Raw genomic sequence first — 14,771 nt, forward strand, 5'->3', positions numbered from 1 at the left:
CGACTCGAGGGCATGAGCCCGGTTCAATACCGAGCTCACGCCCTCGCGGCCTAATCTGACTTCACGGTCCAACAAACCGGGACCAGTTCACTGGCACCGAGCCTCCCGTCCGTTCTGTGGTCGCGTCGCGACCCGCGGTCAGTGCGCCGCGCTCTCCCAGTTCGCGCCGAGGCCGACCGAGACGTCGAGCGGCACGGTGAGTTCGGCGGCGTTGCCCATCCGGGTGCGGAGGATCTCCTCGACGCGGTCCTGTTCGCCGGGCGCGACCTCGAGGATGAGCTCGTCGTGCACCTGGAGCAGCAGGTGCGACTCGAGTCCGCCGTCGCGCAGGTCCTGGTCGACGCCGAGCATCGCGATCTTCATGATGTCGGCCGCCGAGCCCTGGATCGGCGCGTTCAACGCGGCGCGCTCGGCGTTCTCGCGCAGGACGCGGTTCGGGCTCTTCAGGTCCGGGAACGGCCGGCGACGACCGAAGATCGTCTCGGTGTAGCCGTCCTCGCGCGCCTGCTCGACGACGTTGCGCAGGTAGTCGCGCACGGCGCCGAACCGGGCGAAGTACTCGGTCATGAGCGTCCGGGCCTCGGACTGCTCGATGCGGAGCTGCTTCGACAGCCCGAACGCGCTCAACCCGTAGGCCAGGCCGTACGACATCGCCTTGACCTTGGTGCGCATCTCGGCGGAGACCTCGGCCGGCTCGACGCCGAACACCCGGGCGCCGACGAAGCGGTGCAGGTCCTCGCCCTCGTTGAAGGCCTGGATCAGACCGGGGTCACCGGACAGGTGCGCCATGATGCGCATCTCGATCTGCGAGTAGTCGGCCGTGATGAGCGTCGTGTACGGCTCCGCGACGGCGAACGCCGACCGGACCCGGCGTCCGACCGCGGTCTTCACCGGGATGTTCTGCAGGTTCGGATCGGTCGACGAGATGCGGCCGGTGCTGCTGCCGGTCTGCTCGTACCGGGTGTGGATGCGCCCGTCGACGATCGCCGCGTCGAGCGTGTCCACGATCTGGCGGAGCTTCGTGGCGTCGCGGTGCTGCAGCAGCAGTCCGAGGAACGGGTGCGGGTGCTGCTCCTGCAGGTCGGCCAGGCTCGCGGCGTCGGTCGAGAACCCGGTCTTCGTCTTGCGGGTCTTCGGCATCGCGAGCTCGGTGAACAGGACTTCCTGCAGCTGCTTCGGCGACCCGAGGTTCACCTCGTGCCCGATCTCGGCGAACGCCTGCTGCGCCAGGTCGGCGGCACGCTCCCCCAGTTCCTTCGACAGCCCCGTGAGCACCGGGCGGTCGATGCCGACACCGATCGTCTCCATGCTCGCGAGCACCGACACCAGCGGGAGCTCGATGTCGTCGAGGACCTTGAGCGACGACTCGTCGATCCGGGCACGGAGCGCCGTGGTGACCCGCAGGACGAACCACGCGTGGACGCCGACGTTGACCGGGTCGGTCTCCGGCACGAGCTGGTTCGGGTCGGCGGTGGGGAGCTCTTCGCCGAGCTCCTGGTAGACGAGGTCGGCCAGCGGCTGCCCCTGCTTGCCGGGCTGGGCGAGCCACCCCGTGATGCGGGCATCGCCGGCGATGCCGTTCACGACGAAGCCCGCGGTCGCGAGCACCTTGATCGCGGTCTTGGCGTCGTGGAAGTGCTTCGGGGCGTCGGAGGCGAACCACGCCGACAGCTGCTCGTAGTCCTTCGCGCCGCTGCCACCGGGCACCTGGACGGCGTCGTCGTGCGTGGCGATGCCGATGGTGCTGAGTCGGCCGTCGATGACCTCGACCGCGACGCCGTAGCCGTTCGCCGCCTCGGAAGCGTTGCGGCGCTCGAGCCAGTACCCGAGTTCCTCGTCGATCAGGGTCTTCACCGACGGCGGGGTCGCGGCGCCGTCGGTTACCCCGCCCTCGGCCGGCTGCTCGGACGGTTCACCGGAGCCAGCGACCTTGAAGACGCGGTCGAGCAGCGTGCGGAACTGCAGCTTGGCGAACAGCTCGCGCACGGCGGTCTCGTCGAGGGGCCGGAGCGCGACGTCGGCCGGACCGACGGGCAGTTCGACGTCGGTGACCAGGCGGTTCAGCCGGCGGTTCCGGACCGCACGGTCCTGCTGCTCGCGCAGGTTGTTGCCGACGACGCCCTTGATCTCGTCGGCGTGCTCGAGGACCCCCTCGAGCGAGCCGTACTGCGTGACCCACTTGACCGCGGTCTTCTCGCCGACCTTGTCGATGCCGATCAGGTTGTCGCTGGTCTCGCCGACGAGCGCGGCGATGTCCGGGTACTGGTGCGGCTCGATGCCGTAGCGCTCGTACACCTTGTCGCGGTCGTACCGGGTGAGCTCGGAGACGCCACGGACCGACGGGTACAGCAGCGTCACGTCGTCGTTGACGAGCTGGATGGCGTCGCGGTCGCCGGAGACGACGTACACCTGGTACCCCTGCGCAGCACCCTGGGACGACAGGGTCGCGAGGATGTCGTCAGCCTCGTAGTCTTCCTTCGTCACCGTCGTGATGCCCATCGCCTCGAGCGCCTGCTGCAGCAGCGGGATCTGCCCCTTGAACTCGGCCGGGGTCTCGGAGCGGGTGCCCTTGTACGCCTCGTACTCACGGGTGCGGAACGAGAACCGGGAGATGTCGAACGCCACCGCCAGGTGCGTCGGCTTCTCGCGCTGCAGGAGCATGAGCAGCATCGAGATGAAGCCGTGGATGGCGTTCGTGTGCTGCCCGTCGCGGTTCACGAAACTGTCGACCGGCAGCGCGTAGAAGGCCCGGAAGGCGAGCGAGTGGCCGTCGATGACCATGAGGGTAGGCTTTGCGGAGTCCGACACCCGGACAGCCTACCGACGCCATCCGACACGGGAGTTCGAGCGCGTGACCGACGAAGCCACCATCACCGGGAACGTCGACGAGCGGCTCGCTGCCCGTGGGATGGGCGAGCTCGCCGACAAGATGGGCATGGTCATCACCGAGATGTCGGCCGACCGCGCCGTCGGCAGCATCCCGGTCGAGGGCAACCGTCAACCGGTCGGCCTGCTGCACGGGGGCGCCTACGTCGTCCTCGCCGAGAGCCTCGGTTCGATGGCCGCCAACGTGCACGCCGGCGAGGGCCGCTACGCCGTCGGCATCGAGCTGAACGCCTCGCACACCCGCAGCGCCACGTCCGGCACCGTCACCGGTGTCTGCACCGCGATCCACCTCGGCAACACGCTCACCACGCACGAGATCGTGCTCACCGACGACCAGGGGCGCCGCTGCTCCACCGTCCGCATCACCAACCTCATCCGCGAGGCACGCTGAACTGCGAACAGCGCTGAACCCCTCGCACGCACGCAGGGAGTCCGTCATGGACTGGAAGATCGAACTCGTCATGTTCCCCGTCAGCGACGTCGACCGGGCCCGCGAGTTCTACGAACGCATCGGCTTCACGATCGACCACGACCAGCGCGTGTCCGACGACGTACGGTTCGTGCAGGCCACCCCGCCCGGGTCGGCGTGCTCGATCGCGTTCGGCGAGGGCATCATGTCGCCCGACGTCCAGCCCGGGTCGCTGAAGTCCGTCCAGGTGGTGGTCCCCGACGCCGACGAAGCCCTCGCCCACCTGCAAGGACTCGGCGTCGACGCGATCGGTGTCGACGAACTGGCCTGGGGTCGCTTCGTGTTCTTCACCGACCCGGACGGCAACGCCTGGACGCTCCAGCAGCTCCCCGCGCGCGGCTGAGGCACCGGGCGCTCAGTCCTCGGGCGGACGCTGCAGCAGCAACCGTGCGTCGCCGAAGCCGAGCCGTCGGTACAGCCGCTCCCCGTCGACGCTCGAGTGCACCGAGGTCCGCTCGACGCCGAGGTCGTCCGCGATGTCGAGCAGCGCGGTGACGAGTCGTCCGGCGACGCCGAGCCCGCGCAGGTCGGGGTGCACGTAGACGGTCTGCACGTCGGCGGTCAGGCGTCGCCCCGGCCGGTCCGGGGTCGGCGGCCGGGCGACGAGTCCGAGCCACGCCATGCCGAGCACCGCACCGTCGCGCTCTGCGACGACACACCGGTGCGTGTCCGGGTGTTCGCGGGCGAAGGCCGTCATGGCCGCGCGGTAGTCGTCCGGCGTCGCGGCCGGCTCGGCGCCGCCCTCGCCGACACTCCACCGCCACCGCAGGTCGGCCACCGCCGGCATGTCGTCAGGCCGGGAGGCCCGGATCACCACGTCGTCCACGGCTCCAGCCTGCCAGGTGGTCACCTCCACCGCCCCACGCGCCCGTGGCCGCCAGTGCATGCGTCCGCACACTCCGACAGACCACGCGTCGATCGACCGGTGTCGTGTCGGAACATGCACACGCACAGGATGCGTCCGCACACTCCGACAGAACACGCGTCGATCGACCGGTGTCGTGTCGCAACATGCACACGCACCGAGCGCCCCACGCGCCCGGGAACGCAGCAGCGCCGCCGGACCGGGGTCCGACGGCGCTGGTGTGAGCGACGGGTGGTGCTACTTCTTGGCGCTGAGCTGCTCGATGATCGCCTTGGCGACGTCGTGCATCGTCAGGCGGCGGTCCATCGAGGCCTTCTGGATCCAGCGGAACGCCTCGGGCTCGGTGAGGCCCATCTTCTCGTTGAGCAGGCCCTTGGCGCGGTCGACGAGCTTGCGGGTCTCGAAGCGCTCGACCAGGTCGGCGACCTCGGCCTCGAGCGTGATGATCTGCTGGTACCGCGAGAGGGCGATCTCGATCGCGGGGAGCAGGTCGTTCGGGGTGAACGGCTTGACCACGTAGGCCAGCGCGCCGGCCTCGGTAGCACGCTCGACGAGGTCCTTCTGGCTGAACGCCGTGAGGAGGACCACCGGAGCGATGTGGTTCTTGGACAGCTTCTCGGCTGCGGAGATGCCGTCGAGCTGAGGCATCTTGACGTCCATCACGACGAGGTCGGGACGGAGGTCGGTGGCGAGCTGCACGGCGGTCTCGCCGTCGCCGGCCTCGCCCACCACGTCGAACCCGTTGTCGCGGAGGATCTCGACGATGTCGAGGCGGATGAGCGACTCGTCCTCGGCGACGACGACGCGGCGCGGTGCTGTTGCAGTTGCTTCTGTGTCACTCACAGCCGCAAGCCTACTAGACGTCAGAAGTGCTTCATGTCAGCACACGGCGATCCTTGGACAGAACAGCCGCCTTGTACGAGTGGCGGGACTTGAACCCGCACGCCGTGAGGCAGAGCATTTTGAGTGCCCCGTGTCTGCCGATTCCACCACACTCGCGAGGCCTCCAGGCTAGCAGGGCCCCCGCCCCTCGACCGCCGCCGGCAGCCGCAGCTCGAACACCGCACCGCCGAGCACGTCGCCCGCGCCGCCTTCGTGGTCGTCGGCGTGCTGCAGGGACCCGCCGTGCGCCTCGGCGATGCCCCGTGCGATCGGCAGGCCCAGTCCGGCCCCGCCGGAACGGGCGTCGCGAGCGGCCTCGAGGCGGACGAGTCGGTCGAACACCCGCACGCGGTCCTGGGCCGGGATGCCCGGACCGTCGTCCGCCACCCGGAGCACGGGGCCCGCTCCCCGGTCGTCGAGGGAGACGACGATCCGGCCGGCGGGTCCGGCAGCGCTGGCGGCGTTGTCGACGAGGTTCCCGACGACCTGGGCGAGCCGCTCGGGATCGACGTCGGCGCACACGGGCCGCTCGGGCACCACGACCTCGAGCGCGACGGACGGCAGCCGCAGCCGCAGCCGGTCGCCCTCCGCCACCAGGAAGGCGCCGAGGTCCACCGGTCGTCGGTCGAGTTCGATCCCCCGGTCGAGCCGGGCCATCGTGAGCATGTCCTCGATGAGCCGTGCGGCTCGGTCGGCCTGGCGGACGACGTGCACGGCGAGCACCTCGCGCGTGGCGACGTCGCCGCCACCGTCGCGCACGAGCGTGTCAGCCGCTGCCCGGACCCCGGCGACCGGCGTCCGCAGCTCGTGCGCGGCGTCGGAGAGGAACGAGCGGACCCGTGCCTCCGCGGCGACGGCCTCACGCTCCGCGCCCTCGACGGCGTCGAGCATCTCGTCCAGAGCGACGGCGACGCGACCGATCTCGGTGTCCCGCCGCGAGGGCCGGAGTCGCCGTCCGCGGTCGCCGCCCGCGATCGACCGCGCGGTGGTCGCCATCTCGTCGAGCGGCCGCAGGGACCGCCGGACGACGACCACCACCCCGAGGACGGCGACCCCGAGGAACGCCGCGGAGGCACCGCCCATGACCCAGCCGAGCTGCACCAGGGTGTCCTGCACGTCGCGGGTGCCGACGGTCAGCGTGATGCGGGTGCCGTCGTCGAGCCGGCTCACGAGGGTGAGCACCCCGTCGTCCTCGCGCACGGACGACGACGTGACCGCGGCGCCGTCCTCGGTGGTCGTCGGCGTCGCCGCGGCCGTGGGTGTGGTCCCGCCGACGAGTGCGCTGCCGCGCGGAACCGTCGCCGGCAGGCTGCCGGGGTCCGGCGGGCCCGTCCGCAGCTGGTCCGGCGTCGGACCGGCCTCGACGGCCCCGCCGTCCGGCCGGACGATGCGCACCGACAGCCCCTGCGCGGAGAGCCGGTCGGCGAGGTCCTCGGCGTCGACGGTCCCGACGAGCGCCGCGGCGGCCGACGCCCGGTCACGGAGCCGGTCCTCGGCCTGGGCGCGCAGTCGGATGCCGAGCAGCACCTCGACGGCGACCGCCAGCCCGGCGAGCAGCACCGCGAGCAGGACCACGATCGCGACGACCGTGCGCAGCCGCAACGAGGTCGTGCGGAGCGCACCGTCGTGGACCCTCACGCCGCCGTCCGCTCGTCGCTCAGCCGGTACCCGAGGCCGCGGACGGTGTGCACGAGCCGCGGCCCGTGCGCCTCCATCTTGCGTCGGAGGGCGCTGAGGTGGACCTCGACGACGTTCGCCGCGACGTCGTCGTAGCCCCACACCTGCGTCGTGATCTGCCCCTTCGACACGGTGCGGCCCCGGCTCTCGGCGAGGAACCGCAGCAGGCGGAACTCCGTCGCGGTGAGGTCGAGCAGGACCCCGGCACGCCGAGCGGTGGCGGCGTCTGGGTCGAGGACGAGGTCGCCGACCTCGACGACCGACGGGATCCGCCCGCGCCGCCGGAGCACCGCCGTCACCCGCGCCACCAGCTCGGCCATCGCGAACGGCTTCACCACGTAGTCGTCGGCACCCTCGGCGAAGCCGCGCAAGCGCTCGTCGAGCTCGTCCCGCGCGGTCATCATGACGACGGCGGCGTCCGAGGTGGAGCGCACCCGGCCGGCGAGCACGATGCCGCTCGGCCCGGGCAGCATCCAGTCCAACAGGACGAGGTCGGGTGCGGCGCGTCGGAGGTCCTCGACGAGGTCGCGTCCGTCGGATGCCTCGGCGACCGAGAAGCCCTCCGCACGCAGGGTCGTCGCGACGGAGGTCCGGATGGAGTCGTCGTCGTCGACGACCAGGATTCGAGCGGGAACAGGCACGGCGGACACCGTAGGACGCTCCGGCGGCCACCGAGCATGGAGGACGCTGGAGAACCCCTGTGCTTCAGGCATGCTTCAGATTCGGACTCGAGCGTCGTCTCCAGCGGCGGATCACCCGGATCCGCCCGGTCACGGAACGGAACCACCATGCTCGACGAACGAGACGACTCGACCACCACCGCCACCCCGCGACGCGGCGCACTCCTGCGACGGGTCGGGATCGGCACGGCCGCAGCCGCGGTGCTGGTGCTCGGCGGGTTCGGCATCGCCACGGCGAACGCCGCGACGACCACCCCGGCGCCGAGCGCCCCGACCGGTGCACCGAGCGGTGCACCGGACAGCGCGACCACACCGGCCCCGGTTCCGTCGGACGGCGACAGCGCGACGGTGCCCGCACCACCCGAGGGCGGCCCCGTGACGGCCCCCGGCTGCACGTCGCTGCCGAAGGCCGGCGACACCGCGACGGTGCCCGTGCCGCCGAAGGGCGACGGGGGGAAGGCACCCACCCCGCCGAAGGACGGTGCGAAGCCCACGGCACCCGCCCCACCGAAGGACGGTGCGAAGCCCACGGCACCCACCCCGCCGACGCCCGACGCGACCACCACGCCGACGCCGACCTCCGGTTCCTGATCACCAGGCCGGGAGGCGCGCACCGTCGGCGGTCCCGACCGCGCGGGGCGTGCCTCCAGGCCGGGTCGTCCCGACCGGTTCAGGGACCCTCGAGCGCCTCGATCGCCGCCACGAGACCGGCTCGTCGCGGCGACCGCCGCGGCAGGACCGCGAGCAGCGCGCGGAGCACGCGCGCGTCCGCCGCCCCGTCCGGCGTCCGCGCCCACGCCAGCAGCGCCTCGACGCTGCCGTCCGCGACGACCGACTCGCGGAACCGACCGCGCACCAGGTCGCGCACGGCGTCCACGCCCGGCGCAGCCGACCCCGGCAGGACCGGTCCGGTGTACCGGTCGACGGCCTGGAGGCGCGCCCCGCGGTCGAGCGCGGACAGCACGGTGTCGACGTCGGTCGCCATCCCGGTCACCCGGTACGGTCGCGACGTCACGGTCACGCCCGACGCGTGCTCCGCGAGGACCCGTCGGAGCCGCACCACCTCGGCGCGCAGCGTCACGACGGCGCCGGCGTCGCCGTACACGGCGTGCGCGAGGTCGGCGGCCGCCAACCCGTCGGGGTGAGCGGCGAGGACGACGAGGAGCTCGGAGTGCCGCGCGGACAGGTGGACCCGGCGGTCGTGGACGCGCAGGACGGCGGTGTCGGTGCCGAGGACCGTCAGCTCCGCGCCGGGCGCGCGCGGCGTCGACGCGGCGGGCCTCGGCAACCGGCTCGCGGCCAGGGCGAGCTGCGCCTCGGCGGCGGCGACCGTGGCCGCGAGGAGCGAGAGGGTGTGCCGTTCGACGGCCCGGTCGTCGCCTGTCAGGTCGAGCACGCCGACGGTGGCACCGTGAGCGTCGTGCACGGGCACGGCGCTGCAGGACCACGGTTTGACGGCGTTCGCGTAGTGCTCGTCGGAGCGGATCTGCACCGGCCGGTCGAGCCGCAGGGCGGTACCGGGCGCGCTCGTGCCGACGCGGTCCTCGGCCCAGTCGGCCCCGGGGACGAAGCCCATGTCCTCCGCCGCACGTCGGGCCGTCCGCGCGCCGTCGACCCACACGAGCCGACCGGAGGCGTCGCCGACGGCGAGGACGCAGCCGGCGGACCGGGTGTCGTCGAGCAGCAGATGCCGGACCACGGGCAGCAGGGTGGCGAGCGGGCCGTCCCGGCGGGCGGCGTCGAGCTCGTCGTCACCGAGCGCGAGCGATGGCACGCCGTCCGGGTCGACCGCTGCAGACCGTCGCCACGACGCTGCGACGAGCGGGCGGAGCCGGTCGGGTGCGCGCATGCGTCCTCCGATCGACCCCACCCGCCGCACCGTCGCGACGAGTACGGCCAGCCTACGTCCGGTGCGCGACCGGGACCAGGCCGAGATCCGCCAGCTCGGCGTCGTCGAACATCCGCGACCGGGTCAGGAACCGCTTGCCCTCGGGGCTCTCGACCGAGAACCCGCCGCCCCGCCCGTCGACGACGTCGATCGTCAGGTGCGTGTACTTCCAGTACTCGAACTGCGACACCGACATGTACACCTCGACGGGGTCGATGCCGTCGACCTCGAGCGCCCCGAGCAGCACGTCGCCGGAACCGGTCCGGAACATGCCGACGGGGTAGCACATCGGGCTCGAGCCGTCGCAGCAGCCGCCCGACTGGTGGAACATCAGCGGGCCGTGCCGGGCGGCGAGGGTGCGCAGGAGCTCCCCCGCCGCCGGCGTGACCGCCACGCGTGCGGTGTCGGGCATCAGAAGAAGCCCATCGGACCATCGGCGTAGGACACGAGCAGGTTCTTCGTCTGCTGGTAGTGGTCGAGCATCATCTTGTGGTTCTCGCGCCCGATGCCGGACTGCTTGTACCCACCGAACGCCGCACCGGCCGGGTACTGGTGGTACGTGTTCGACCACACCCGTCCGGCCTGGATGTCACGTCCGGCGCGGTACAGCGTGGTGGCCTCGCGGCTCCACACCCCGGCACCGAGTCCGTAGAGGGTGTCGTTGGCCGTGGCGATCGCGTCGTCGTAGCCGCTGAAGGACGTCAGCGCGAGGACCGGACCGAAGATCTCCTCCTGGAAGATCCGCATCGAGTTCACGCCCTCGAACACCGTCGGCGTGACGTAGTACCCGCCGGAGAGCTCCCCGCCGAGGTCCGCGCGCTCCCCGCCCGTGAGCAGCTTCGCGCCCTCCTGCTTGCCGATGTCGATGTAGCTCAGGATCTTCTCGAGCTGGTCGTTCGACGCCTGGGCGCCGATCATCGTGGACAGGTCGAGCGGGTGGCCCTGCTTGACGGCGCGCACCCGGTCGAGGCCGTCGGCGACGAACCCGTCGTAGATCTCCTTCGCCACGAGCGCCCGGGACGGACACGTGCAGACCTCGCCCTGGTTGAGGTTGAAGAAGGTGAAGCCCTCGAGTGCCTTGTCGTAGAACGAGTCCTTCTCGGCGGCGACGTCGGGGAAGAACACGTTCGGGCTCTTGCCGCCGAGCTCGAGCGTCACCGGGATGAGGCTCTGCGAGGCGTACTGCATGATCAGCCGACCGGTGGTGGTCTCGCCGGTGAACGCGATCTTCCGGATGTCCGGGTGCTGGGCGAGTGGTGCGCCGACCTCGATGCCGAAGCCGTTGACGACGTTGAGCACGCCGGCGGGCAGGAGGTCGCGGATGAGCTCGACGAGTACGTGGATCGACGCCGGGGTCTGCTCGGCGGGCTTCAGCACGACGCAGTTGCCCGCGGCCAGGGCCGGCGCGAGCTTCCACACCGCCATCAGGATCGGGAAGTTCCACGGGATGATCTGTCCGACGACGCCGAGCGGTTCGTGGAAGTGGTACGCCACGGTGTCGTGGTCGATCTCGCCGGCCGAGCCCTCCTGCGCGCGGATCGCTCCGGCGAAGTAGCGGAAGTGGTCGATCGCGAGCGGGATGTCGGCGCCGAGGGTCTCGCGGATCGGCTTGCCGTTCTCCCACGTCTCGGCGACGGCGAGCATCTCGAGGTGCTCCTCCATGCGGTCGGCGATCTTGTTGAGGATGACCGCGCGCTCGGCGGCGCTCGTCCGCCCCCAGGCCGGGAACGCCTTCCAGCCCGCCGCCACCGCACGGTCGACGTCGGTGGAGTCACCGCGCGCGACCTCGGTGAAGACCTTGCCGGTGACGGGGGTGGGGTTCTCGAAGTACTGGCCGCTCGCCGACGGGACGTACTCGCCGCCGATGAAGTGGTCGTACCGCGATCGGTACTGCACGAGGGAGCCCGGTTCGCCGGGTGCGGCGTAGCTGGTGGGCGATGGTGCGATGGTCATGGTGGTGGCCTTTCGACGACACTGTCGGGGCACGCACGGTTCGCGTGCTGCTCGCACCGTACGACCACGGGGGTTGCATCCGGTTGCACGGGCTCACGCCCGCTCCTCCGAGGACCGCACGGGCTCACGCCCGCTCGACCGAGGACCGCACGGGCTCGCCGTCGGCCGGGTAGCGTTCGGGACTCCAGCGGTCCGATCAGGAGGAGTGTCCGTGGATTCTCGTGCCGTCCGCACGTTCCGGGTGTTCGTCGTCGTCACAGCGGTCGTCGCGATCGCCCTGGGGATCGTCGCCATCGTGTGGCCCCGGCCGTCGCTCGTCCTCGTGGCGCTGCTGTTCGGCGTGTACCTCGTCGTCGCCGGCGCCCTGCGGGTCGTGGCTGCGGCGCGCGGGCACGGGACGCCGACGGTGTGGCGGTGGACCTCCGGGATCGTCGGTGCGCTCGTCGCGGTCGCCGGACTCGTCGCGCTGCTCGACCCCGCGATCCCCCTGGTCGTCTACGCCGTGCTCGCCGGGGTCGGCTTCGTGATCGAGGGCATCGTGTCGATCGTGGGCGGCTTCGTCGGCCACCCCGGGTCGTCCCGGGTGCCGACGCTGGTGAGCGGCGTGCTGTCGATCCTCGGCGGCGTCGTCGTGCTCGTCGCGCCCGGCCTCGCGCTCACCGTGTTCATGGTCTTCGCCGGCATCGCCCTCATCGTCGTCGGTGCCGCGGCCCTGCTGCTGCTCCCGCCGCGAGCCGCCGTCCGCCGGTAGGCGTCAGGCGGAACCGGTGCCGAACAGCAGCCCGAGCGCGTAGGTCACGACGGCGGCGCCGATCCCGATCGCCAGCTGCCGGAACGCCCGCTTGCCCGGCGACGCACCGCTCAGCACGCCGACGACCGCACCGGTGCCGAGCAGGGCGAGTCCGACGAGCGTGCCGGCCACCGCGATGGCCGCCCACCCCTGCATGCCGAACAGGAACGGCAGCACCGGGATGATCGCGCCCGACGCGAAGAACAGGAAGCTCGACACCGCGGCACTCAGGCCGTTGCCCACCGCCTCGTGGTCGTCGGTGACGGTGACCGGACCGGTCGACGGGTGTCGCTCACCGATGCCGGACAGCACGTGCGCTGCGTGCTCGGTCGCCTCGGCCTCGGACATCCCGCGGGCGCGGTACACCAGAGCGAGCTCGTTCGCGTCGACGTCGAGGTCCGCCACGGCGCGCCCGGCCTCGGGGTGCGGTGCGGACGCCTCGAGCAGCTCGCGCTGCGACCGGACCGAGACGTACTCCCCCGTACCCATCGACAGGGCTCCGGCGAGCAGGCCCGCGATGCCGCTCAGCAGCACGAAGTGCCGGTCGGCGCCCGACGCGCTGATGCCGATGATGAGGGCCAGGTTCGACACGAGTCCGTCGTTGGCGCCGAAGACCGCCGCGCGGAACGTGCCCGACAACCGCATCCGACCGCGGTTCGCGAGCCCGCGCACCACCTCGCCGTGGATGCGCTCGTCGGCGGCCATGCTCGCGGTCGCGTCGTCGTCGTCGGCGTACGGCGAGCGGTCCTCGGCGCGCTGCATCAACGCGAGGACGAACACCGACCCGAATCGCTTCGCCAGCGTCGCGAGGACCCGGGTGCGCAGACTGCCCCGCTGCGGACGTCCGACGTCGTCACCGAGCAGGTCGAGCCAGTGCTGCTCGTGCCGTCCCTCGGCCTCGGCCAGCGCGGCGAGGATCTCGCGTTCCTCGCCGGTCCGCCGAGCGGCCAGGTTCCGGTAGACCGCGCCCTCGGCGCGTTCGTCGGCCAGGTAGCGGCGCCAGCGGCGGACGTCGGCGCGCGGCGCCGGGTGTTCGGTCTGGAGGCTCACAGCAGCCATCCTGCCGCCTGCGGCCGACCGGTGGTCGCCACCAGGGCCGTGGAGACGCGGCAGGGCGCGGACCGGAGGCGACGCGTGTTCGTGCGCCGTGCCTCCTGTCCGCGCCCCGTCGGCGTCGGGATCCTGCGGATCAGTCCCGCACGTAGGCCGGAGCGGCCTCGGCGTGGGCGTCGCCCACCCGGTGCACGCGCAGGTCGTTCGTCGAGCCCTCGATCCCGGGAGGCGAACCGGCCGTCACGATGACGCGGTCGCCGGGGGCGGCCAGGCCGTTCTCGAGGAGGACGTCGTCCACCTGCGAGAAGAGCTCGTCGGTGTGGGTCTTGCGCTCGACCAGGAAGGACCGGACGCCCCAGGTGAGCGCCATGCGGCGACGCGTGGCCTCGTTCGGGGTGAAGGCGATGATCGGCAGGCCGTGGCGCAGACGCGACATGCGGCGCGCCGAGTCGCCGGACTCGGTGAACACGCAGAGGTACGACGCCTCGGTGAACTCCGCGATCTCGACCGCGGCGAGCGTGATCGCACCACCGAGGGTGCGCGGCTTCGTGCCGAGCGGCGCGATGCGCTCGAGGCCGTGGTCCTCGGTCGACTCGACGATGCGGGCCATCGTGCGGACGGTCTGCACCGGGTACTCGCCGACGCTGGTCTCGCCCGAGAGCATGACCGCGTCCGCACCGTCGAGGACGGCGTTCGCGACGTCGGAGGTCTCGGCGCGGGTCGGGATCGGCGACGAGATCATCGACTCGAGCATCTGGGTCGCGACGATGACCGGCTTCGCCATGCGGCGCGCGAGCTCGACGGCGCGCTTCTGCACGATCGGGACGGCCTCGAGCGGCAGCTCGACGCCGAGGTCACCGCGGGCGACCATGATGCTGTCGAAGGCGTCGATGATCTCCTCGAGCGCGTCGACGGCCTGCGGCTTCTCGATCTTCGCGATGACGGGGAGGCGCTTGCCCTCTTCGTCCATGATCTCGTGCGCGCGGACGACGTCCGAGGCGTTGCGGACGAACGAGAGCGCGATGAGGTCGGCGCCCTGGCGGATGCCCCAGCGGAGGTCGGCCTCGTCCTTCTCGCTCAGCGCCGGGACGTTGACGGCGACGCCGGGCAGGTTGATGCCCTTGTTGTTCGACACGGTGCCGCCGACGACGACCTCGGTGCGGACACGGACGCCGTCGGTGTCGAGCACGCGCAGGCGGACCCGACCGTCGTCGATGAGCAGCGGGTCGCCGGGCTTGACGTCCTGGGGCAGGCCCTTGAACGTCGTGCCGCAGATCTCCTTGGAGCCGGGGACGTCCTCGGTCGTGATCGTGAACACGTCGCCGACCGCCAGGTCGTGCGGGCCGTCGGCGAACTTGGCCAGACGGATCTTCGGACCCTGCAGGTCGACGAGGATCGCGACCGGCTTGCCGAGCTCCTCGGCAGCGCGACGGACGTTCACGTAGTTGGCCTCGTGGACGCTGTAGTCACCGTGGCTGAGGTTGAGTCGGGCGACGTCGACGCCCGCTTCGATGATCTCCTTGACGGTCTCGTAGTCCGACGTTGCCGGTCCGAGCGTCGAAACGATCTTTGCGCGTCTCAATGGATTCCTTCGTGGTGGTGGGTGATGCTCTGGTTTCCGCGCTGTG

Annotated in this window: 14 protein-coding genes and 1 tRNA gene; 4 read left to right on the forward strand and 11 right to left on the reverse strand. The window is 71.7% G+C overall.

All coding sequences use genetic code 11. From position 1 onward, the window contains the following. Nucleotides 1-138: 138 nt before the first annotated feature. On the reverse strand, nt 139-2,781 hold the full coding sequence (gene polA / locus EDF48_RS09380) for a DNA polymerase I (protein ID WP_228505226.1): 2,643 nt from the start codon (nt 2,779-2,781) through the stop codon (nt 139-141). Nucleotides 2,782-2,908: 127 nt separating this feature from the next. Between polA and EDF48_RS09385 the strand changes: the two genes are divergently transcribed. Further along, a complete protein-coding gene (locus EDF48_RS09385; protein ID WP_111084165.1) occupies nt 2,909-3,277 on the forward strand; it encodes a hotdog fold thioesterase in 369 nt (122 codons plus the stop codon). 46 nt (nt 3,278-3,323) lie between these two features. Further along, the gene (locus EDF48_RS09390; RefSeq protein ID WP_131879602.1) at nt 3,324-3,698 is read left to right on the forward strand and encodes a VOC family protein; all 375 of its coding nucleotides are present in this window, start codon (nt 3,324-3,326) and stop codon (nt 3,696-3,698) included. Nucleotides 3,699-3,710: 12 nt separating this feature from the next. Here EDF48_RS09390 and EDF48_RS09395 read toward each other — a convergent pair whose 3' ends face one another. The 5 genes from EDF48_RS09395 to EDF48_RS09415 all read right to left on the reverse strand — a co-directional run bounded on the left by EDF48_RS09395 (nt 3,711) and on the right by EDF48_RS09415 (nt 7,420). After that, the gene (locus EDF48_RS09395; protein WP_159571203.1) at nt 3,711-4,181 is read right to left on the reverse strand and encodes a GNAT family N-acetyltransferase; all 471 of its coding nucleotides are present in this window, start codon (nt 4,179-4,181) and stop codon (nt 3,711-3,713) included. A gap of 276 nt (nt 4,182-4,457) precedes the next feature. Beyond that, nucleotides 4,458-5,063, reverse strand: a complete 606-nt coding sequence (locus tag EDF48_RS09400; protein ID WP_071291723.1) for a response regulator — start codon at nt 5,061-5,063, stop codon at nt 4,458-4,460. A gap of 74 nt (nt 5,064-5,137) precedes the next feature. Then, nucleotides 5,138-5,219 (reverse strand) — tRNA-Leu (locus EDF48_RS09405). 12 nt (nt 5,220-5,231) lie between these two features. Further along, nucleotides 5,232-6,740, reverse strand: a complete 1,509-nt coding sequence (locus EDF48_RS09410) for a HAMP domain-containing sensor histidine kinase (RefSeq protein WP_131879606.1) — start codon at nt 6,738-6,740, stop codon at nt 5,232-5,234. Continuing rightward, nucleotides 6,737-7,420 (reverse strand): response regulator transcription factor, encoded by a 684-nt coding sequence (locus EDF48_RS09415; protein ID WP_243692451.1) that lies wholly within the window; start codon nt 7,418-7,420, stop codon nt 6,737-6,739. Before EDF48_RS09415 ends, EDF48_RS09410 begins: the two co-directional genes overlap by 4 nt. 147 nt (nt 7,421-7,567) lie before the next feature. On the opposite strand from EDF48_RS09415, the gene EDF48_RS09420 reads away from it, so the two are divergent. Then, nucleotides 7,568-8,050, forward strand: coding sequence for a hypothetical protein (locus tag EDF48_RS09420; RefSeq protein ID WP_131879608.1), 483 nt, complete (start codon nt 7,568-7,570; stop codon nt 8,048-8,050). A gap of 79 nt (nt 8,051-8,129) precedes the next feature. Here EDF48_RS09420 and EDF48_RS09425 read toward each other — a convergent pair whose 3' ends face one another. Genes EDF48_RS09425 through EDF48_RS09435 form a run of 3 tightly spaced genes read right to left on the reverse strand, consistent with a single transcriptional unit; the run spans nt 8,130 to nt 11,300 of the window. Beyond that, nucleotides 8,130-9,308: a helix-turn-helix domain-containing protein gene (locus EDF48_RS09425; protein WP_131879610.1), complete on the reverse strand. Its 1,179-nt coding sequence runs from the start codon at nt 9,306-9,308 to the stop codon at nt 8,130-8,132. Between the two features lie 52 nt (nt 9,309-9,360). Then, a complete protein-coding gene (locus EDF48_RS09430) occupies nt 9,361-9,759 on the reverse strand; it encodes a DUF779 domain-containing protein (RefSeq protein ID WP_111083940.1) in 399 nt (132 codons plus the stop codon). Next, entirely contained in the window at nt 9,759-11,300 is a 1,542-nt protein-coding gene (locus EDF48_RS09435) for an aldehyde dehydrogenase family protein (RefSeq protein WP_131879612.1), read from the reverse strand. Before EDF48_RS09435 ends, EDF48_RS09430 begins: the two co-directional genes overlap by 1 nt. Before the next feature lie 211 nt (nt 11,301-11,511). Here EDF48_RS09435 and EDF48_RS09440 point away from each other — a divergent pair, with 211 nt between their 5' ends. Next, nucleotides 11,512-12,051, forward strand: coding sequence for a DUF308 domain-containing protein (locus EDF48_RS09440; protein WP_165901426.1), 540 nt, complete (start codon nt 11,512-11,514; stop codon nt 12,049-12,051). A gap of 3 nt (nt 12,052-12,054) precedes the next feature. Here the strand turns inward: EDF48_RS09440 and EDF48_RS09445 are convergent, their stop codons facing one another. Together EDF48_RS09445 and pyk are read right to left on the reverse strand one after the other, a co-directional pair. Continuing rightward, nucleotides 12,055-13,149 carry a VIT1/CCC1 transporter family protein gene (locus EDF48_RS09445; RefSeq protein WP_131879616.1) on the reverse strand — a complete coding sequence of 365 codons (1,095 nt, stop codon included), beginning with the start codon at nt 13,147-13,149 and terminating at the stop codon, nt 12,055-12,057. A 130-nt stretch (nt 13,150-13,279) separates the two neighbouring features. Then, nucleotides 13,280-14,725, reverse strand: coding sequence for a pyruvate kinase (gene pyk / locus EDF48_RS09450; protein ID WP_123294333.1), 1,446 nt, complete (start codon nt 14,723-14,725; stop codon nt 13,280-13,282). Nucleotides 14,726-14,771 lie beyond the last annotated feature (46 nt).

Source organism: Curtobacterium sp. PhB191, assembly GCF_004346515.1.
Lineage (GTDB): Bacteria > Actinomycetota > Actinomycetes > Actinomycetales > Microbacteriaceae > Curtobacterium.